Source organism: Sediminimonas sp., assembly GCF_024637375.1.
Classification (GTDB): domain Bacteria; phylum Pseudomonadota; class Alphaproteobacteria; order Rhodobacterales; family Rhodobacteraceae; genus Sediminimonas.
In genome coordinates, this window is sequence record NZ_JAGXFK010000091.1 from 1 (window position 1) to 18187 (window position 18187).

Genomic DNA, 18187 nt, shown 5'->3' on the forward strand with positions numbered 1-18187 from the left:
GTCCAGGAGGGCCCGGCGAGTGAGCTGCTCAACTCGCCGGACGTGCAGAGGGCCTACCTCGGCATGTGACCGCGCCGGCTACGCCGAGGCGGCGATCGCCCTGGCGTACTCCTCGCGAAAGCGGGCCAGTTCGCGCACGATCGCAAGAAAGCGGCCCGAATTGGTGCGGGTCTTGACGCGCTTCCACGCGTCCTCGGGGAGGGTGTAATAAGTGGCCGGGTCGGTGAGCACGCGCAATTCCTCGGCGACCCACTTCTCGCGCCCCTTGCGGGCCAGTTCCGCCGACAGGTGTTCATAGATCACCCGCAGGTGGGTGACGTCGGCCAGCGCGTAGGTCTTCTGCGCGTCGGTAAGCGGGCGGCGCGACCAGTCGGTGACACGCGACGACTTGTCGAGGCTGGCGCGCGCCACCTTGCGCACCAGGGTCTCGTAACCCACCTGCTCGCCGAAGCCGCAGACCATCGCGGCAACCTGCGTGTCGAACAGCGGCTGCGGGATCACGCCGGCTTCGACCTGGAAAATCTCCAGGTCCTGGCGCGCGGCGTGAAACACCTTGACCACCGATTTGTCGCGGAAAAGCTCGTAAAGCGGATCGAGCGAGACATCCCCGGCCAGCGGATCGACCAGCACGGCGCCCTCGTCGCCCTGCCCCGGCATCGCCAGTTGCACCAGGCAGAGCTTGGCGTAATAGGTCCGCTCGCGCAGGAACTCGGTATCGACCGTAACGTAATCACAGGCGCGCGCCGCAGTGCAGAACTCGGCCAGGTCCGCTGTTGTCGTCAGTGTTTTCATCTCTACCGCTATCGCTTGTGGTTCGGGCGGCTTGGTGGTGCCACCCTCCGCGTGTCTAGGACAGTGTCGCAGCAATTGGAAGCGATGCGCTCAATCCATCGTCACCGGCGTAAGGTCGCCGGCCGCGAAGCGGCGAAGCACCGCCGGGTAGAGCTTGTGCTCCTGCTCCAGAACGCGGGCGGCCAGCGTATCGGGGGTGTCGCCGGGCAGGACCGGCACCCGCGCCTGGCCCAGGATGGGACCATCGTCCAGCGCCGGGGTGACCAGGTGCACGGTGCAGCCGGCCTCGGTATCGCCCGCGGCAATGGCGCGTGCGTGGGTGTCGAGGCCACGGTATTTCGGCAGCAACGACGGATGGATGTTGAGCATCCGCCCCTGCCAGCGGGTCACGAAGCCGGCGCCGAGCACCCGCATGAACCCGGCCAGGCAGATGATATCCGGCGCCGCACGCTCCAGCTCGGCCATCAGCGCCGCCTCGAACGCCGCGCGGTCGCCGCCGAACGCGCGGTGATCGACCGCTGCGGTTTCAACGCCCATGTCGCGGGCCTTGTCCAGCCCCCCCGCCGCGGGGTCGTTCGCGGCGACCAGAACCGGGCGCGCGGGGTGATCGCCGGTCATGGAGCGCACCAGCGCCACCATGTTCGACCCGCCGCCCGAAATCAGGATCGCGACGCGCTTGCTCACGCCAGCGCCCCGCCATAGACCACCGCATCGCCGCGGGTGACATGACCCATGCGGAACACCGTCTCGCCCGCCGCCGACAACGCCGCCTCGGCCGCATCGGCAGATTCGGGGGCGACGACAAGCACCATGCCGACGCCGCAGTTGAAGGTCTTGAGCATCTCGGTCTGCGTCATGCCGCCGGTTTCGGCCAGCCAGCCGAAGACGCCCGGCAATTGCCAGCTTTCCACGTCAACGCCGGCGGTCAGCCCCTCGGGCAGCACCCGCGGCAGGTTCTCGGTCAGCCCGCCGCCGGTGATATGCGCCAGCGCGTGCACCCCGCCCGCCGCGATCGCATCGAGCGCCGGGCGCACGTAAAGCCGCGTCGGCGCCAGCAGCGCCGCGCCCAGGGTGGTGCCGTCGTCCCATGGGCACGGCGCGTCCCAACCCAGCCCGGACATCCCGACCAGCTTGCGCACCAGGCTGTAGCCGTTGGAATGGACCCCGTCGCTCGCCAGGCCGAGCAGCACGTCGCCCTCCTCCACCGTGTCGGGAAGGGCGCGGCCACGCTCCATCGCGCCGACGGCAAAGCCGGCAAGATCGAAATCGCCCGCCCCGTACATGCCGGGCATTTCCGCCGTCTCGCCGCCGATCAGCGCACAGCCAGACCGCGCGCAGCCCTCGGCGATGCCCTCGACGACGCGCGCGGCACTGTCCACGTCCAGCTTGCCAGTGGCGAAATAATCAAGAAAAAACAGCGGCTCGGCCCCCTGGCAGACCAGGTCGTTGACGCACATCGCCACCAGGTCGATACCGATGGTGCCCACATGGCCGGTGTCGATTGCGATACGCAGCTTGGTGCCCACGCCATCGGTGGCGGCGACAAGGATCGGGTCGGAGTAGCCCGCCGCCTTGAGATCGAACAGCGCCCCGAACCCGCCCAGGCCGGCCATCACGCCGGGGCGCGCGGTGCGCTTCGCCGCCGGCGCGATCCGGTTCACCAGCGCGGCGCCCGCGTCGATATCCACGCCCGCATCGGCGTAGGTGATGCCGTTCCTGCCATCGCTCATGGGGCCGCTCCGTTTGCCATTCGCCGGTTTCCGTTAGACCATCGCCCCGCATTTCGCAATCCGAAAGCCTTGACGCCCCGCCCCGCCCTGCGTAACTACTGTGCCGTGGCGGGCCTGTAGCTCAATTGGTCAGAGCAGAGCGCTCATAACGCTTTGGTTGGGGGTTCGAGTCCCTCCGGGCCTACCAAAATCCAGCAATATCAATGCGTTGTGAAATTTATGGGGTCATTGTTACCGCGTTGGTTTTCAATGACTTGCGAAACGTATGTCCCCACGATCTGCGGCTTGGAATCAGCCCCGCCAGCCATCGCCAGCGGGGCCTCTCGTTTCGGGAAAAACAAACGCTTAGCTGATGCTCATCGGGTCCATTCCCTTGCTTCGCAGCGCGTTCAACCGGGCGAGCGCGGTGATCGCGACAAAGATCGCGAAGACGAAAGGCTGGCCACGTCCGGTGTAGAACGCGGCAACCATGGCGATAACTTGCGCACTATTCACCAGGTGAAACATGTTCTCACGGCGCGGCCGAGGCGGGAGTCTTCAATCTCTCTGATTGAGTCAGGGCCACTTGAGCGGCCCGATAGCTGCGATCGATGTCGGCCATATCGGAGGCTTCCGACGCCTCGCGGCGGCCGGTTTCGGCAATGATGGCTGCGTGGTCGAGCAAAGCGACGCGCTGGCTGGAAAAGCGAACGTTGACCGCAATCTGTGCGATGATGCTGAGCATACGTATGATGACCGCTGGGTGGGTGGCTCCTGCTTGCCGGATCTGGTGGAAAGCAACGTCCGCAAAACCGCGGAAGCTCGACGCACGGCCGATCACGCGGACCACGCCGGCCGCATCGAAAAAGACCTCGGGCTGGAGTTCGCGGCGCATCAGATCGCCGAGCACCGCGCCCAAACGATCGATAACGGCCATGGCGGTGAAAGGATCGTTGATGCCGGGCGAAAGCGCGCGCACGGCGATTTCAACCATGTGGCGCATCGAGAACTCCAGATCCTGAACCGGCGTGCGCTCGTCACCAACCATGATCGCGCTTTCGATTTCAGTCGCGAGATCCGGCCCGAGCAGGTGCCCTGGATAGACATCGGCCTTGTGCGACTTGCAAATGACGAAATGACCGGCACGGAAATTCAGGCGGATGACGGCATTGTACCGACAGGCGATTTCCGCAAGCCGCTCGTACTTGATCGCCTGCACATAGCCTTCGCCGGACATCCACAAAGAGGCCGCACGTTCATCGAAGTCGGCCGGCAGCACGTCATCGATTGTCGGTCGCTCGACGCGCGGCTGACCGTGGTCCTCCGTCGGCAGCAGGCGTGAAATCGCATCGCGGAGATCCCTCTCGACGCGCCGGATCGCTGTATCGGAAATGATCGACCGGGCCAGAATGTGAATGAAAAACAGCAGTGCGAACAGGTTGATGAGGGCGAACGCGGTCCCGAGCGTGACGGCAATGTGCGGTACCGCCGATATGTCGAGTTCGCTGTTGAGCGTGCGGAGTATGAGCAGGCAGTAAATGATGCTCATCAGGAAGATGCCGAACACGACCTGTGTGCGGAGATCGCCCATGAAGTTGCGGACCAGTCGTGGTCCGAGCTGGCTGGCGGCGAGCGTCAAGACCACCATGGTGATCGATATGACGAGCGTGGCCATCGTGACCATCGAGGAAAAGACGGTCGACAGCAAATTGCGGGCGTCCTCCGGCCCGCCGCTGTGAAGCCAGAACTGCCGGGCCTTCTCCTCCGGCAGGCCGGCATCGAGGTTGAGTGCAATGACAGCCAACCCGATGGCGCCGAGAGCCATGAGCGTGGGTACAAACCAGAAGCCGGTCCGCAAGTTGTCCCAGAGAGTATAGACGCGACTGAGCATCGTCGTCCTCGCGAGATTAAATACAATCCACCGTGTTCTACTCTGGCAGGTGAACACCATCTGGTAAACGTCCATGATCCTTTGCGGTTGGCAAAGGGGCGACGACGCCGCGCGCGCTGATCCACCTCACCCCGCACACCTGCCTGAGCAGTTGCACACGACGAAGACTCGGGCGCAGATCGCGGCCATTGCCGATCATCCGCAGGAACTCCGCCCAGGCGATCTCGTTGTCCGTCAGCTCGTCTGGGCCGAAGGCAAGCCGGCGGCGCTCTGTTCAGCGTTGCCCTGTCCTCTACTGCCCGAATATCGCGCGAATGGCGGCCCGGCTGCGCGCTGTCGGTACTCGGCCCCTGGCCGGGAACGTCCCGTGGCATTCGGGCGCCCGGTCGGCGCGAATACGCGACAGGTCCGGGGTGATGTCGCCTTTGGGCTGCATCGCGGCGTCATTTGCTCCGTTCCCGAAGCCGCGCCGTGATCGCGCGCGCGGGCGGATGATGCTATCATTCGTGCCGTCGATATGCGATACATATGGTATTGAATCGAACGGGCATAAGCCGGTTCGCGATTGGGGTCAGGCGATGGCTGACCGGTCGAATGATTTCACGACGAGGGAAAGGACCCGAAATGACAATCGAAAGTCTGTTGATAATACTGGTGGTCGGCGCAGTGGCCGGTTGGCTCGCGGGGCTGATCGTGAAGGGCTATGGCTACGGCCTGCTGGGCAACATCGTGATCGGGATCGTGGGCGCGTTCGTGGCCGGCCTTATTCTTCCGCAGTTGGGGCTGAACATCGGCTCCGGCATTATCAGTGCGATCATCCATGCCACGATCGGGGCAGTGATCCTGCTGTTCCTGATCCGTCTGGTCAAACGGGCCTGACTGCGCCCCCCCCCCGCACGCAACCGGCGGGCAGGAACAGGATGCGCGCCGCAGACGTTTTGGCTGCGGCGTGTGACCAGAGGTGTCAGGCCACGGGCCGCAGGTCCGCCGCGCGCGGCCGAGGGTGACGCTGGCGATCACCGTCGATTATCTGGGCCAGGAGTCGTTTCACGCAAGGGCCCGACATCGGCTTTGCGGACATGAACCGGCCCGTGCGGTGCCAGGCGCGTGACAGCACGTTCGCCGGCCGCGCCCGCCGGCCAGCAATGGCAGCCAGCGCGAAAAGAACGCGCCCAGCACGACGCTATTCACGCGCCCGATCCCGCCGCCATGATATGTTGCCCTTCTGTCGGTCTGTCGTCTCAGATTGCGTTTTCCAGCACCGTCGCGGCCGGCGCGATGGCGATGCCGTTATCCCTCAGTCCATCACGAATGGCGCGCCCTATTTCCAGTGCGCCGGGCGTGTCGGAATGAAAACAGATCGACTCGAACTCGATTTCGATGTCGTTACCCTCGACGGTGCGCACACGGCCCTCCTTGCAGGCGCGCACGCATTTCGCGGCAATCGCTTCGGCATCGGGGCGGACCACGCTGCGCTTGAAGACGATCGAGCCGCTGTCGTCATAATCGCGGTCGGCATAGAACTCTCGCGCCACCGGATGCCCCAGGCGCCTGGCCACTTCGTAGGTTTTCGAAACCCCCATGCAGAAGATGATCGCGTCGCTGCTGGTCTTTTGCAGGGTATCGACCATCGCTTGCGACAACTGCTCGTTGACGGCCGCTTCCATGTACAGCGCACCATGGAGCTTGATATGTTGCAGCGAAATGCCATAGCGGCGCCCGAACTCGCGGAGCGCGCCCACCTGGTACACGATGTCGTTGATCAGTTCATCGTCACTGGTGCGGATGTAGCGGCGCCCGAACCCCTGAAGGTCACGATAGCCCGGATGCGCGCCCAGCCCGACGCCATATTCCTGGGCCAACTTCACGACCCTGTCCATCGAATTCGGATCGCCGGCATGAAAGCCAGTGGCAATGTTGGCCGAACTGATCAGGGACATGAGGTCTTCGTCCGGGGCCTCTCCAAGCACCCACTGGCCAAAGCCTTCGCCCATGTCGCAGTTCAGATCGACTTTCGTTTTCATCGGCGTGCCCCTCGGGATTGTGCTGGCGTAGAGGTTCTACCGGCGACACGGCGTTTTGTAAATTTCCAATATCTATTTGCCATGCATCCAGAATCTGGATGAAACCGACTTCGATTGGTCCCCATAACATGCTGTTGTCAGGAAATTCCGTCGATGGATGTCGGGCTGGCATGGCGACGCGGAACGCCGATCACCGGGCCGATGGCCTTGGTGCGTAGCCATTTCCGCCAATCATTTGTCGATCCGCACAGTTGGCGCACCAGCCCACGGCCCTGATCGTGGCCAGGTCCGTGAACTGCCTTGCCGCCAGACCGTCGCAATAATCGCCGGCATGGGGGATGAAGCGAAACAATGGATTTCAAGATCCCGGGCGTCACCACGACGGCCCCGTCAATAGCCAGATCCCGATGACCTCGCCTTGCTGCCACGGCTGCCGTTGCCCAACGGCAATGCGCCATTCTTCCAGGCGCCGGAACCCTTGCAGCGCTTGCAAATCCGCTCACCGAATCCGTTGCTCGGGAACTTGGATCGGCACCGCAGACAGATACGTTCGGCAAGCACGTCGCCGCGCGCCGTTTTCAGGGTTGACTGGTCCAATAGTTGGTCGTCCATCTTCATATGCCTCTCGTTTTGTCAGCCGCAATACCCGGCGTGCTTTGCCGGGGCGCGCCCGGCGGGGAAGATCGAGCGCGGCTATGCGGAGCGGGTAGCAACCGCTATCTCGACTTGGTGTGACAGTTGCGACGCCCAAGGGTACTACGCCCGGGGTCGCGCGTGACTGATCGGTGTTAGCCTTGAACGCGACAGGAAATGCGGTCTCGGCCTTGGAAATACCTACCCTGGCTCGCCATCGTTCAAAACGAAAAGCGCCCCCGACCAAAAGAGAGGTCGGAGGTGCCGCCATTAAAGCAACCGTACTTCGATCAGGTGGCCCGGATTGCGCGAGCGTGCCCTCAGCCGGCGCCGATACTACCGTACCAGCGACGTGATCCGGCGCACGGCGACCCGCCGATTCAGGCGCTCGGCCTGCTGGGTCCGGATCTTGAGATAGCTTTCTCCATAGCCCTGAATGACCATGTTTTCTGCCGGAACCCCGAAATACTCGCTGAAGGCCAGCGCCACGGACTCGGCCCGGCGATCGGACAGGAGAAGATTGTGACCACCGCCGCCGACCGCGTCGGTATGGCCCTCGATGAGGAACAGCTCGGTCGGATCCTCGGCGACGAGTTCGCGCATCAGTTGACCCATCTGGCGCAGCCGTTCCGCCTGCGACGGCTCCAGCGCAGCGGAGTTCGTGGCGAAGGTGATGGCCTCGAGGTTGATCTCGGGTGCCAGTTCGCGAACTTCGGCATATTCCCTCACCTGGCGCAGGCTGAACCTGCGGCCGAGATCGCGCCGGTTGACGGCGAGCAACGCCTGGCGCAGGCTTTCACGGTCGGATGCCGCACGGTAATCGATGTCGTCGTAGACCGGTCTCGGCAGATCCCGGACAACCACGGGTTCGGCGGCGCGGGTGTCGTCGATCAAGACGTATTCGCGCCCATCCGGGTCAATGCGCGTGCGGTACAGGGCGCGGCCGGTGGAATCCCGTATGGTGATGATCCGAGTCCCATCGTCGCGGGTGATTGTCGTTCGGACCGAACCGTCGCTGAACCGTTCGGTGTGCACTTTCGAGCCGGGCTGACCGAGGAGCGCATCGTCGTTCTTCAGCACCCGGTAGGCGCCGTCGTCATCGACCACGACCACCCGATCGCCGGTGTTGGCTTCCACCCGCTGGCCGTTGGACAGGATCGCACCGACGACCACCGCGCCGAGCGCGACAAGGCCGGCCTTTTCGAGATCGCTCAACCCGGAGTCCTTTTTCGCTTTGGTCGGAGCGGCTGAATCGGAGGCGCTTTGATTCTCCGCGCTTTGCTTGTCATCCGGGCTCCATTCGCTGAACTCCTCGTCGCTTGAGCGAAGGCTGCCCTCCTCGACGGTCTTGGTGGTCACCTCGGCCGGCTCTTGGGTCTGGACATCGGATTCTTCGGTTGCGATTGCGGCAACGCTATTTGAAGTCAGCGCATCGACGCAGCGGATCGTTCCGTCGGCGTCGACAACCTCGGCCGGGCAATCGGCGGCACTGGGCGCGAGTGCCGGTGTTTCGGCAGAGGTTTCCGTAGCGGGCTCTTGGTCTCGATCGGCTGCGACGGCGGCATCCGCGTCTGCTTCGGCTTGCGCCTCTGCATCGGCTTCGGCAGCGGCGGCGGCTTCCTGCTCTGCAGCTTCGGCCTCGTCCGCGGCCTGTGCGGCGGCATTGGCGTCCGCCTCGGCTTGCGCCTCTGCGTCGGCTTCGGCAGCGGCTTTCTTCTCTGCCGCTTCGGCTTCGTCTGCGGCCTGTGCGGCGGCTTCCGCGTCAGCCTCGGCTTGCGCCTCTGCGTCGGCTTCGGCAGCGGCGGCGGCTTCCTGCTCTGCCGCTTCGGCCTCGTCTGCGGCCTGCGCGGCGGCTTCCGCGTCAGCCTCGGCTTGCGCCTCTGCGTCGGCTTCGGCAGCGGCTTTCTCCTCTGCCGCTTCGGCTTCGTCTGCGGCCTGCGCGGCGGCATTGGCGTCCGCCTCGGCTTGCGCCTCTGCGTCGGCTTCGGCTTTTGCCTCTGCCTCGCGCGCGGCCTCGGCCGCGGCCTCTGCTTCGGCGGCCAATCGTGCGACGACATCGGCCGCTTTCTCAGCCTGCACTTCGGCCTTCGCCGCGGCTTGTTTCAGTTCCGGCGCTTCGGCCTTCGTCGCGGCTTCTGCCGCAGCCTCGGCTTCGCTCGCGAACTGTGCGGCGGCCTCTGCGTCAGCCTCCGCCACCTCCAGGAGTTCCCGGACACGGAGTTCGCAGGCGCGCGCGTCGAGGATCTCTGCCTCGGCACAGATTTCCTCGAACGAGCGGATGTTGGCACGGTTAATCCGTTTACCCTGCGCCGTCGTCAAACCCTTCTGGCCACTATTGGCACCGGGCGCGGATTGTGCCAGCGCCGGGAGGGGCTGCATGAGCGACAGTGCGGCAAGTATCGCCGTGGTCGTCCTGAGTGACTTGGAGGTCATTTCGTTCCCTTTTCTCGATTGTTGCGGCTCCCCTGGGGAACCCCATCGCCGACCGAGAGGCCCGAGGCCAATCCCTGGTCAAAAAATCCGGCGCTTCGATGAGCGCGCGCATTGAATGGGCACGCGCAACAGTTTGTCACGCCTTGTGATTCGAATACACGGAAACGATGCTTGCAGGACTGATCTAGGTTTGCCCCCGCATGATTTCAATGTGCGGGACAGGGCGTCGGCAACGAAATCGCGCAATGCGGGAATCATATTTGACCCGGCCCGTTGGCCCGGATCGCCCCGATCAGACGTCAGGGGGTTTCATCTTGCCGCACGGATCAACGGGATCTCGGGGTCGAATTCTTGAGCTGATGCAAATCAGCAGATCGGGTCATGGGACATATCGAACAGCCGGGAATTGCCGACGACCGCTGTGTAGGCGGTCACCGGTCCGTTGCTCAATCCGATTTTCTGCCGCGAAGCAAAAGCGCGACGCCGATGACAATTCCGATCAGCCCGCCAACCAGGTACCACATCGTGTTTTCGGTATAGCGTCCGGTGAGTGCCTCGGAGATCTGGTCGACCGGGGCATTCGAGGCGCGCCAGGCAAGGAACAGCAGCAAGCTGCCCACGACGAGCGCGACGAGGCCGAGAATGTTTGTTGGTGACAATTCATGCTCCTTTGAGGTTGGATCAGAAACCGGCCCATACGAGCGAGCCGACCGATGCTGATGAATGTACGCCATGTGCCGACACGCGGGAAGCCCTGGCTGACGAACATGGGCGCTCAATGCTTTCAGGTACTTACATGACATCCATGATTTATTGGCGGAATGGCGACCCGGCTTCCCGGATCGCCACAGATCTGGCCGACTTGGTCATGGAGACGTGACCAGGTCTTACCGAACGATGTGCACGACGCGGCGCTGTTCGCGTTCCACCAGGACCGGAACGCCGTTGACGTAGGCATAGTAGTATTCGCTGTCAGGCACTTCGGACAGGGTCACGGCCTCGGGAATGCCGGCACCCACGACAACCTCTCCGTCGAGGTAGACCGGTTCGACCGGGTTGCTGCGGACATAGGTCGTCACGCGCTTTTCAGGCGTGACCGCATTGCCAGCGCTCATGCCGATAGCCGCACCGATCAGTGCGCCGACCGGACCGCCGACAACAGCGCCGGCAACTGCACCGGCTGCTCCGCCGCCGACCGTAGCGTCAGCATTCTTCTTTTCGTAGGTAATGGTCTTGACGGCCATCCGTTCGCGGTTGGCAGCGATGGGCGCTTCGACCATCGCGGTCAGGTAGTCCCCGGACGCCCAGCCATCGACGTTGTTATACGTGACCCGGCACCAGTTGGATTGTTCAAGGCATCCGTCGACCACCACGCTTTGCGAGGCGGGGATGACCGAGACGATGTCATATGTCGTGTTCGGCCCTGCCCGAAGGTTGAGATCGGTCCAGGCAGTGGCCGTGGTTTCGGCGAAGGCTGACGAGGCAAGAACCAGACCAGCGACCGTGGTACCCAAAGTAAGCTTGATATTCATTAAAAACTCCTACTGGCCTATCCCAAAACGTTGCAGCACAGGAGTTTTCGACAATCCATAAGTTGGCTTGTCTTGTGCACTACCGATCCCTGGAATGGCCCTTTGGCGAACGGAGATTCGCTCGCCAAGGTCTACATTGCATTGAATGCACTGCCACCCGACTGATGCAGATCAGCAAGCCGTGATTTTTGTGCATCGTGGCGGGTCTTTCGATCGTGTGCAGCCATCCCAGGCAGGCTTGCACCGGTTGGCAGCACCGATGACGACGTGCCACGACCCAGCGATCGCTGCGATCGGCACCGGTGCGGGCCTCGATTTTCGCGTGGGACCACCCGGAGACTGATCCATGTTGTTTCGCTCGATCACAATGAGGTTATTGTGCTAAAATGGCGATCAATTGAAAACCATCGAACAGACAGGAAGCCAATGAACCGAATTATATACATCGTCGGACTCATCGTGATCGTCCTTTTCATTCTGGGCTATTTCGGGCTGCGTTAAGCGCCGCGAGAGCCGCGCCACGGCGACCGGCCGCGGGATAATCAGGCATGAAACATCCAGTGCCTGAGAAACGAGTTCGGCGAATACCTATGTGAGCCCGGCACGATCCGGTGCGAAAGACCCAATTCTGGAGATAGAGTATGAATGACCCCCTGAAGTCGACCAAGAAAGACGCCCCCTCCGCCGACGATCTCAGCCAGCAGATCGAGAACCTGCGGGCAGACCTGATGAAGCTTACCGAAACGATCTCGGACGACGTATCCGGCGAAATCCGAAAGGCCGGACGGCAAATCAACCAGACCGGCCGGGACGCACAGGCAACGGCCACCAACGCGGTGGTTGGCCATCCCCTCACCGCTGTCGGGATTGCCGCGGGCATCGGGCTGTTGCTCGGCATGATGGCACGGAAAGGCTGAGCTACCATGGCGTTGCCACTGCTGGGTCCGCTTCGCGATCTTCTCGCTGCCTATGCCGGCGGCGTGGCGGGGCGGGTTGCAACGACGATTGCCACGATATTTCTCGCGGTCGTGGCGACAGCCTTTGTTGTCGCGGCCGGCCTTGTCGAGTTGACGGCCAGAACCGGCTTTCCGGTCGCCGCGCTGGTGTTTGCCGCGCTCTTCGCGGTGCTTGCGCTGGCGGTGTATCTGTTCGGGCGCGCGCGCTCGGCCCGCCGGGCGGCACGGATGGCAGCCGCGCAACGCAGCGCCGAGGCTGACATGGCCCTCGCGACCGCGCTTGCGCGGTCGGCGCGGCCGCTATTGCCGCTCGCGGCCTTTTTGGCGGCCTTCGTGCTGGCGCAGCGTGAGTGATAAATGCGCGGCGGCGTTGAGCCACCGCGCATAGCCCCCTGATACAACCGGTTCGGCCGACCGAGGTGCCCCCGAAATGCCAGACACTTCAGGCGACCGGTCGCACGATGGCGTTGGGCATTCATGTTGCCTCTCGCCTCGGGGCGAGTCGCATTCTATTGTGTGCAGACCTTCCGCGGAACGTTACACATCACCGTGGGCAATACGATCAGGGCTGCCGCGCCGTCGGACAGCCCCCATTCTCGGCGCCGGTCTCTGAGACGTCGGTCTAATCAGGTTGGAAGTTCTGCAAGTGACGAATTCATTCATCTCCGAAAATCGCGGTCCGGTTCGATGAGCCCTGTCGCGATTCACGTCAAACGCCTTCTCGTTTTCCTTTTCATGGGCCTCGCAGCAACTCTTGCGACAGGCGTTCAGCTTGCCGCGCAGGATGACCCGGCGCTCTGGTATGAAACCGAGACAATCAATCCGGGCCTCGAACCGGTGTCGAGCGATTTGGATCGGACTTCCCCGCGAGCGGCACTCAGAAGCTTTCTCGATCTTGCCGAAGCGGGCAAATTCGAAGCCGCCGCGCACGTCCTGAACCTGTCGAAGCTGCCGCAAGAGGAACAGAAGGCGCGGGGTCTTGAGCTCGCGGCCAAATTCGCGTCGATCATCAACCGCAAGCTCCGGATCAACTGGTCGAGCGTTCCGCCCGAACCCGATGCGCGGACGCCCCGGAGCGCGGATGATCAGAGCGTTTCGCAACCTCGCCGGGACTACCTTCTTGAAGAGCTCGATGTGGACGGCCGGATCTACGCCATTCGTCTCGGTCGCTACGCCACTGAACCCTCGGACGGAAAAGATGTCGACCCTGTCTGGCTTTTCTCGCCGGACACGGTCGGCAATGTCGAGGTTCTCTACGACGCCTTCGGTCCGAGGGACTTCGAGGCTTTCATACCGGACACTATGAAGACCAGAATTGGCTGGTTGCAGCTTTGGGAGTGGGTCGCACTTCCGCTTCTGGTGGGTGTCGTGGTGCTTGTCGGCATGCTCACATCGAAGTTGATCGGCCTGGGGAAATACATTTCTGATGGTCGCGTGGTGAGCCGCGCGATCGAGCGCGCGGCACTACCGTTGTCGCTGGTGGTGGCGGCGGCAACGGCGCACTGGTTCTTGGGATTCATCGTTTCCCTATCGGGCCCGGCGAACGCCGTCATCACACCCGCGTTGGTGTTGCTGGCTGCCGTCGGTTTCAGCCTTGCCGCCCTGCGCGCGATCGACGCACTGCTGGACCGTGTAACCCGCCGGTATCTGGGGAACACCAACGACGCGCCAACTTCATCCGAACGCGAGTTCTACACGTCGATGTACGCCCTGCGGCGGATCGTGCTGGTGATCACGGTCGGCTTCTCGGGCGTTTTCGTGCTGATGCAGTTCAGCATTTTCGCCGAAATGGGCCTTACACTGCTTGCATCTGCGGGTGTTTTGACGGTGATCATCGGCATCGCGGGGCAATCGACGCTCGGCAACATCGTGTCGTCTCTGCAGATCGCGATCGCCAAGCCTGTGCGGATCGGCGACAGCATTCTTTACGAAGGTGACTGGTGCATCGTCGAAGCGATCTACTTCACCTTCATCCGGCTGCGCACCTGGGACGAGAGACGGATCATCGTGCCGGTCAAATACTTCCTGTCCCATCCGTTCAAGAATTGGTCGGTCGTCGATGAACGGGTGCTTTGCGGGGTTCAACTTGTCCTTGATCCGATGGCAGATGTGGCCGTCCTGCGCGAGAAATTCAACGCGATTGCCAAAGCCGATCCCGAAGTGATCGAGCACGGCAAGCTGTGGACCTATGTGACGGACCATTCGGCGAAAGGGATGACAGTCGGTTTCTACGCGATGGCCCCCGATCCCTCTACGGCTTGGTCGGTTGAAATGCGCCTGCGCGAAGATCTGGTGAATTTCGTGCGCACGCAACACCCCGAGTGGTGGTGGCACGAACGCATCCTGGAATACAGCAGATGAGGCACGACGAGGAACCTGTCAGAGACCCCCGGATGAACGCGGCAGGACCACAAAGGTGGTCGCGGAATATCGGATCATGAATCGCGGCGGCTTTCCTCGCGTTCATCGTGCTGGTGCGGCGGCAGTGGCGGATGCGCGGCAGCGTTGAGCCGCCGCACGAAGGCCACCGCGACGATCAGTGTCGGTGTCGCGACCAGCGCACCGGCGGCCCCCCATAGCCAGGCGCCGAAGGCGATTGCCACGAAGACGGCGATCGGCGCGATACGGATGCGTGCGCCGACCACCATCGGTGTGACTATCTGGGCTTCGATCAGGTTCAGCCCGACGACCACGGCGAAGGGTGCGAAAGCGATGATCGGGTCCTCGAACGATGCGAACCCGACACCCAGTGTCACCAGCGCCAGAATGGCGATCCCGATGAAGGGCATGAAGTTCAAAAGCGCCGCGGCAACGCCCCACAGCGGGGCGTTCGCCACGCCCAGCAACCAGAACGCCAGGGCAATGCAGAGCCCGAGCCCCAGATTGACAGCGGTGATCGCCAACAGGTAGCGCGCGACGTTCGTTCGCACGTCACGCATGGCTCGGCCGACCGCCAGCCGGGCCGAGGCCCCGGACACCAGCGACAGACCCCAGTGGGCCAACATCGCCCGATCGCGAAGCATAAAGAACGTGAGCATGGCCCAGAACGCGGCTCCGGCGGCAATCCTCGGTGCGCCGATTGCCATGTCGGTCAGCATATTTTGCCCCTCCTTCACCAGCTTGCCAACGGCGTCGTCGTCCGCGCCATCGTCTGCTTCATCCTTCGCGTCCGATGCAGGCGGATCGTCAGCCGCGGTCGGCGAGGTGGTTTCCGGCTCCGCGGTGGCAATGTCCCCGGACTCGCTTTCGAGCGACGGTGACAGCTCCGACAGGACCTGGCGTGCGCGCCCTTCCACCTCGCGCAGGATCTGCGGCGCGCGGCTGTTCCAGGACTCGGCCGAAGGTGCAAGAGAATACACGGTAATCGCCGCGCCAATAAGCAGGCCACCGACAACGAACGCCGCACAAAGCGATGCGGGGGCGCCGGTGCGTTCCAACCATCGAACCGTGGGCGCGAGGGCGATCGCACAGAGCAGCGCCAGAACCGTCGGCACCGCGATCAGGCTCGAAGCGTTCAGCGCCGCAAGGATCGTCACGCCGGCAATGATAGCCAGCAGCATGGTCTGGAGCGCGCCGCGATCAAGCCTGGAGAACCACCCGGTGGATGCTCCCCGATGCGGTGGCGTTTGATGCGGTGGCGGTGGTGTCGGGTGCAGCCTCTCGTCATGCATGGGGCGCGTCAGCCTTTCTGTTTACGCTCGGCGGGCAGATCATGCGATCCGTTACTAGGAAATGAAGCCCGCCCTTTCGCGCCACCGATGCCGAGGGCATGACGGATTTGACAGGTTTTTCGGACAAGACAGACACTAGCCGAAGTTGCTGACGCTCGCGCTGATGCAGGTTAGCGCCGGGCAGACGCCAACGGACGAAACTGTTCCCAATCGCGGTGCCCGCAGGCCCGATTCGTCGGCCTGCGTTGGGGTATGCGCCACCGAAAAGGGAGCTCGGGCCATGGACAAGGATCGCATCAAGGGAACCGTCAAGCGCGCCGGGGGCTCCATCAAGGAGAAACTGGGCAAGGCGTCAGGCGACAAGTCTCTTGAGGTGCAAGGCAAGATGGACAAGGCATCGGGAACCGCCCGGAAGAAATTCGGCAAGGCGAAGGACGCCCTGCGCAAGGGTTGACTGACAGTGCTGCCGGATGGCCCCGCCGCGTCTTCCCTCGCGCGGCGGGGTCACTTATTCGCAACCTCGGGGATAAGGAAAACGCCAGGCTCGGCACCGTTCTCATCGACATGCTCTTGCTGGTATTGCTCGGGGTGCTTCCCACCTGGGGTCACAGTCGGTCCTGGGGTTATGCGCCAAGCGGCACCATCGGGATCATTCTGGTGATCGCGCTTGTGCTCACGGGGCGCGGCTTTGACGGGCGCGCCCTGCGATGGCCTCAGTGCCGGCGCACCGAATTGCCGCCGGCCAGAATGCCATTGATCAGTTTGGCAACGGCGGCGTTCAACGCATCCTTGTCGCTGGCAGGTACATTTTCGTGCGCGGCGGCCGCATCCTCAAGAATGCCGACGATCTCTTTCTCGGGCAGGATCTTGTGATCGTTCAGCGCAAGCAGCAGAGCTTCACAGATGGTCAGCGCGGCGGTTCCTGAAATATCGTCGGGAGTAGACATGATCGGATTCGCTTTCAAGCTGGGAACAAGGGGACCAGCCTCGGCTGGATGGAACGTTTCGCCAATATACGCGTTATCTGGTATACTGGACTGATGCAGAGCAGTCTCAGGCGCCATGTCCTTGATTATTTGTATCGGTGAACACCTGATGTCGATCGCGTATGAAAACCCCCGCATATTGCCCGTTGAAAGCCCGCTCACCCGAAAGCTCTCGGCTTTTGTCGCCCTGTCGGACACCGACGAGGAAACGCTGGCGCGTCTTTACCGGCGGCGCCGCACGTTTCAGGCCGGGCACGAGATGATCCATGAGGGGCAGACAAAAGCCTCGGCCTTCATCCTGTTCGACGGTTGGGCGAGTTCCTACAAGATGCTGCCGGACGGCGAGCGGCAGATCATCGACTTCCCGGTCCCGGGTGATTTCCTCGGTCTGCGCAGCATTCTGTTCCGCACCGCCGATCATAGCGTCGAAGCCGTGACTGACATCGAGGTTTCCGAAGTGCTCGAATCGGACATATTGGATGCCTTTTCGACCGCGCCGCGGCTTGCAACCGCCGTTCTCTGGGCGGCCGCGCGGGACGAGGCGATGATCGTGGAGCATCTGGTCGATCTTGGCCGGCGCACGGCCGAAGAGCGCATGGCGCATTTCCTGCTCGAGCTCGGGGCCCGGCTGCAACTCGTGGGGATGGCAGACAAGACGGGCTTCGAGTGTCCGCTGACGCAATATCACCTTGCCGATGCGCTCGGGTTGAGCGCCGTACATGTGAACCGCGTTCTTCGCAAACTGCGCGAAGACGGCATCCTGACGTTCCAGAAGGGGCACGTGATCTTAGACGATTTTGCCCGCATCAGGGAACTCGCGGCGTTCGACACAACCTACCTGGACCAGGGCGGCCCGCTACTGCGCTGAGGCGTATCCCTTTCAATGCAACCCGCCGAAGAGGCGTCGTCATCTGCGCTGCCGCGGGCCGCGCAAGCGCGCCTCGCCGCGCGACGGCTGTGGCATGGCCCTGGGTCAGCGCCGCTGTTGTCCCGGGGGCCGGAAGGTGGCGCACGTATGGGCTTGATCCCGCGGGGATTGTTCCAATCGGCGAAGCCTCCCGGTCAAACCGGGAGGCTTCGCCGTCACTGGTAAAAAAGCAACCGACGGCTGAATATGTTGCCGCCACAGTTAGCATATCGAAAAGCAGCGTGGGCGGGGCTGACCCAGGTTAGTACCAAAGGGGCCAATTTTCACATGTGTCACGCCACCGCGAAAAAGGGCGAGGGCGCGGGCACAAAAATGAACCCGCCCCTGCCCCGTGCGGTGATCGCACCTAGCTGCTCGGTGTGATCACGATCTCGACGCGCCGGTTCTCGGCACGGCCGGCGGCACTCGCGTTCGACGCGATCGGCTCGTTGAAGCCACGCCCCGTCACGGTGATCCGCCCGGCGCGGGTTCCGCCAGCGATGAGTTCGCGCGCAACGGACATCGCACGCTCCTGGCTCAGCTCGTTGTTGTAAGCGGCCGTGCCGACATTGTCGGTGTGGCCGACGACGCGAACCGTGGAGCCGGGATGCCGCTGCAAGCTTTGCGACACCGACCTGAGCGCGGGACGGAAC

Annotated in this window: 18 protein-coding genes, 1 tRNA gene and 2 pseudogenes; 8 read left to right on the forward strand and 13 right to left on the reverse strand. The window is 63.1% G+C overall.

The window, feature by feature from the left end:
* Window positions 1–96: 96 nt before the first annotated feature.
* The 3 genes and pseudogenes from Q0L89_RS14290 to purM form a co-directional block, all read right to left on the reverse strand.
* Window positions 97–792, reverse strand: a pseudogene (locus tag Q0L89_RS14290) (ribonuclease D); the annotation flags it as partial.
* 90 nt (window positions 793–882) lie between these two features.
* Window positions 883–1476, reverse strand: coding sequence for a phosphoribosylglycinamide formyltransferase (purN, locus tag Q0L89_RS14295; protein ID WP_296766456.1), 594 nt, complete (start codon window positions 1474–1476; stop codon window positions 883–885).
* Window positions 1473–2522, reverse strand: a complete 1050-nt coding sequence (gene purM / locus Q0L89_RS14300; RefSeq protein ID WP_296766459.1) for a phosphoribosylformylglycinamidine cyclo-ligase — start codon at window positions 2520–2522, stop codon at window positions 1473–1475. Before purM ends, purN begins: the two co-directional genes overlap by 4 nt.
* Window positions 2523–2632: 110 nt before the next feature.
* Here purM and Q0L89_RS14305 point away from each other — a divergent pair.
* A tRNA-Ile gene (locus tag Q0L89_RS14305) sits at window positions 2633–2709 on the forward strand.
* A gap of 158 nt (window positions 2710–2867) precedes the next feature.
* Here the strand turns inward: Q0L89_RS14305 and Q0L89_RS14310 are convergent.
* Window positions 2868–3029 carry a hypothetical protein gene (locus Q0L89_RS14310; RefSeq protein ID WP_296766461.1) on the reverse strand — a complete coding sequence of 54 codons (162 nt, stop codon included), beginning with the start codon at window positions 3027–3029 and terminating at the stop codon, window positions 2868–2870.
* A 4-nt stretch (window positions 3030–3033) separates the two neighbouring features.
* Window positions 3034–4467, reverse strand: a complete 1434-nt coding sequence (locus Q0L89_RS14315; protein WP_296766462.1) for a DUF2254 domain-containing protein — start codon at window positions 4465–4467, stop codon at window positions 3034–3036.
* 549 nt (window positions 4468–5016) lie between these two features.
* Between Q0L89_RS14315 and Q0L89_RS14320 the strand changes: the two genes are divergently transcribed.
* Window positions 5017–5271: a GlsB/YeaQ/YmgE family stress response membrane protein gene (locus tag Q0L89_RS14320; protein WP_296766465.1), complete on the forward strand. Its 255-nt coding sequence runs from the start codon at window positions 5017–5019 to the stop codon at window positions 5269–5271.
* 362 nt (window positions 5272–5633) lie between these two features.
* Here Q0L89_RS14320 and Q0L89_RS14325 read toward each other — a convergent pair whose 3' ends face one another.
* The 5 genes from Q0L89_RS14325 to Q0L89_RS14345 form a co-directional block, all read right to left on the reverse strand.
* Complete coding sequence (locus Q0L89_RS14325) at window positions 5634–6416, reverse strand: 5-oxoprolinase subunit PxpA (RefSeq protein ID WP_296766466.1); 783 nt, start codon at window positions 6414–6416, stop codon at window positions 5634–5636.
* Window positions 6417–6806: 390 nt separating this feature from the next.
* Window positions 6807–7034, reverse strand: a complete 228-nt coding sequence (locus Q0L89_RS14330) for a hypothetical protein (protein ID WP_296766468.1) — start codon at window positions 7032–7034, stop codon at window positions 6807–6809.
* A gap of 351 nt (window positions 7035–7385) precedes the next feature.
* Window positions 7386–9482, reverse strand: coding sequence for an OmpA family protein (locus Q0L89_RS14335; protein WP_296766470.1), 2097 nt, complete (start codon window positions 9480–9482; stop codon window positions 7386–7388).
* A 446-nt stretch (window positions 9483–9928) separates the two neighbouring features.
* Window positions 9929–10141 (reverse strand): DUF3185 family protein, encoded by a 213-nt coding sequence (locus Q0L89_RS14340; protein ID WP_296766472.1) that lies wholly within the window; start codon window positions 10139–10141, stop codon window positions 9929–9931.
* 228 nt (window positions 10142–10369) lie between these two features.
* On the reverse strand, window positions 10370–11014 hold the full coding sequence (locus tag Q0L89_RS14345; protein ID WP_296766473.1) for a DUF1236 domain-containing protein: 645 nt from the start codon (window positions 11012–11014) through the stop codon (window positions 10370–10372).
* Window positions 11015–11655: 641 nt separating this feature from the next.
* Here Q0L89_RS14345 and Q0L89_RS14350 point away from each other — a divergent pair.
* From Q0L89_RS14350 to Q0L89_RS14360, 3 genes are all read left to right on the forward strand, one after another.
* Window positions 11656–11931 carry a hypothetical protein gene (locus Q0L89_RS14350; RefSeq protein ID WP_296766476.1) on the forward strand — a complete coding sequence of 92 codons (276 nt, stop codon included), beginning with the start codon at window positions 11656–11658 and terminating at the stop codon, window positions 11929–11931.
* Window positions 11932–11937: 6 nt separating this feature from the next.
* The gene (locus Q0L89_RS14355) at window positions 11938–12324 is read left to right on the forward strand and encodes a hypothetical protein (RefSeq protein WP_296766477.1); all 387 of its coding nucleotides are present in this window, start codon (window positions 11938–11940) and stop codon (window positions 12322–12324) included.
* 333 nt (window positions 12325–12657) lie between these two features.
* Complete coding sequence (locus Q0L89_RS14360) at window positions 12658–14331, forward strand: mechanosensitive ion channel domain-containing protein (RefSeq protein ID WP_296766479.1); 1674 nt, start codon at window positions 12658–12660, stop codon at window positions 14329–14331.
* 74 nt (window positions 14332–14405) lie between these two features.
* Here the strand turns inward: Q0L89_RS14360 and Q0L89_RS14365 are convergent, their stop codons facing one another.
* Window positions 14406–15530 (reverse strand): AI-2E family transporter, encoded by a 1125-nt coding sequence (locus Q0L89_RS14365; RefSeq protein ID WP_296766480.1) that lies wholly within the window; start codon window positions 15528–15530, stop codon window positions 14406–14408.
* 391 nt (window positions 15531–15921) lie between these two features.
* On the opposite strand from Q0L89_RS14365, the gene Q0L89_RS14370 reads away from it, so the two are divergent.
* Both Q0L89_RS14370 and Q0L89_RS14375 read left to right on the forward strand, forming a co-directional pair.
* Window positions 15922–16095, forward strand: a complete 174-nt coding sequence (locus Q0L89_RS14370; RefSeq protein WP_296766482.1) for a CsbD family protein — start codon at window positions 15922–15924, stop codon at window positions 16093–16095.
* 56 nt (window positions 16096–16151) lie between these two features.
* Window positions 16152–16316: pseudogene (locus Q0L89_RS14375) on the forward strand (DUF3309 domain-containing protein); the annotation flags it as partial.
* 38 nt (window positions 16317–16354) lie between these two features.
* On the opposite strand, the gene Q0L89_RS14380 reads toward Q0L89_RS14375, so the two are convergent.
* On the reverse strand, window positions 16355–16588 hold the full coding sequence (locus tag Q0L89_RS14380; protein ID WP_296766486.1) for a hypothetical protein: 234 nt from the start codon (window positions 16586–16588) through the stop codon (window positions 16355–16357).
* A gap of 148 nt (window positions 16589–16736) precedes the next feature.
* Between Q0L89_RS14380 and Q0L89_RS14385 the strand changes: the two genes are divergently transcribed.
* The gene (locus Q0L89_RS14385) at window positions 16737–17495 is read left to right on the forward strand and encodes a Crp/Fnr family transcriptional regulator (protein ID WP_296766488.1); all 759 of its coding nucleotides are present in this window, start codon (window positions 16737–16739) and stop codon (window positions 17493–17495) included.
* Window positions 17496–17901: 406 nt separating this feature from the next.
* Here Q0L89_RS14385 and Q0L89_RS14390 read toward each other — a convergent pair.
* A partial coding sequence (locus Q0L89_RS14390; protein WP_296766484.1) for an OmpA family protein occupies window positions 17902–18187 on the reverse strand: 286 nt, incomplete at its 5' end.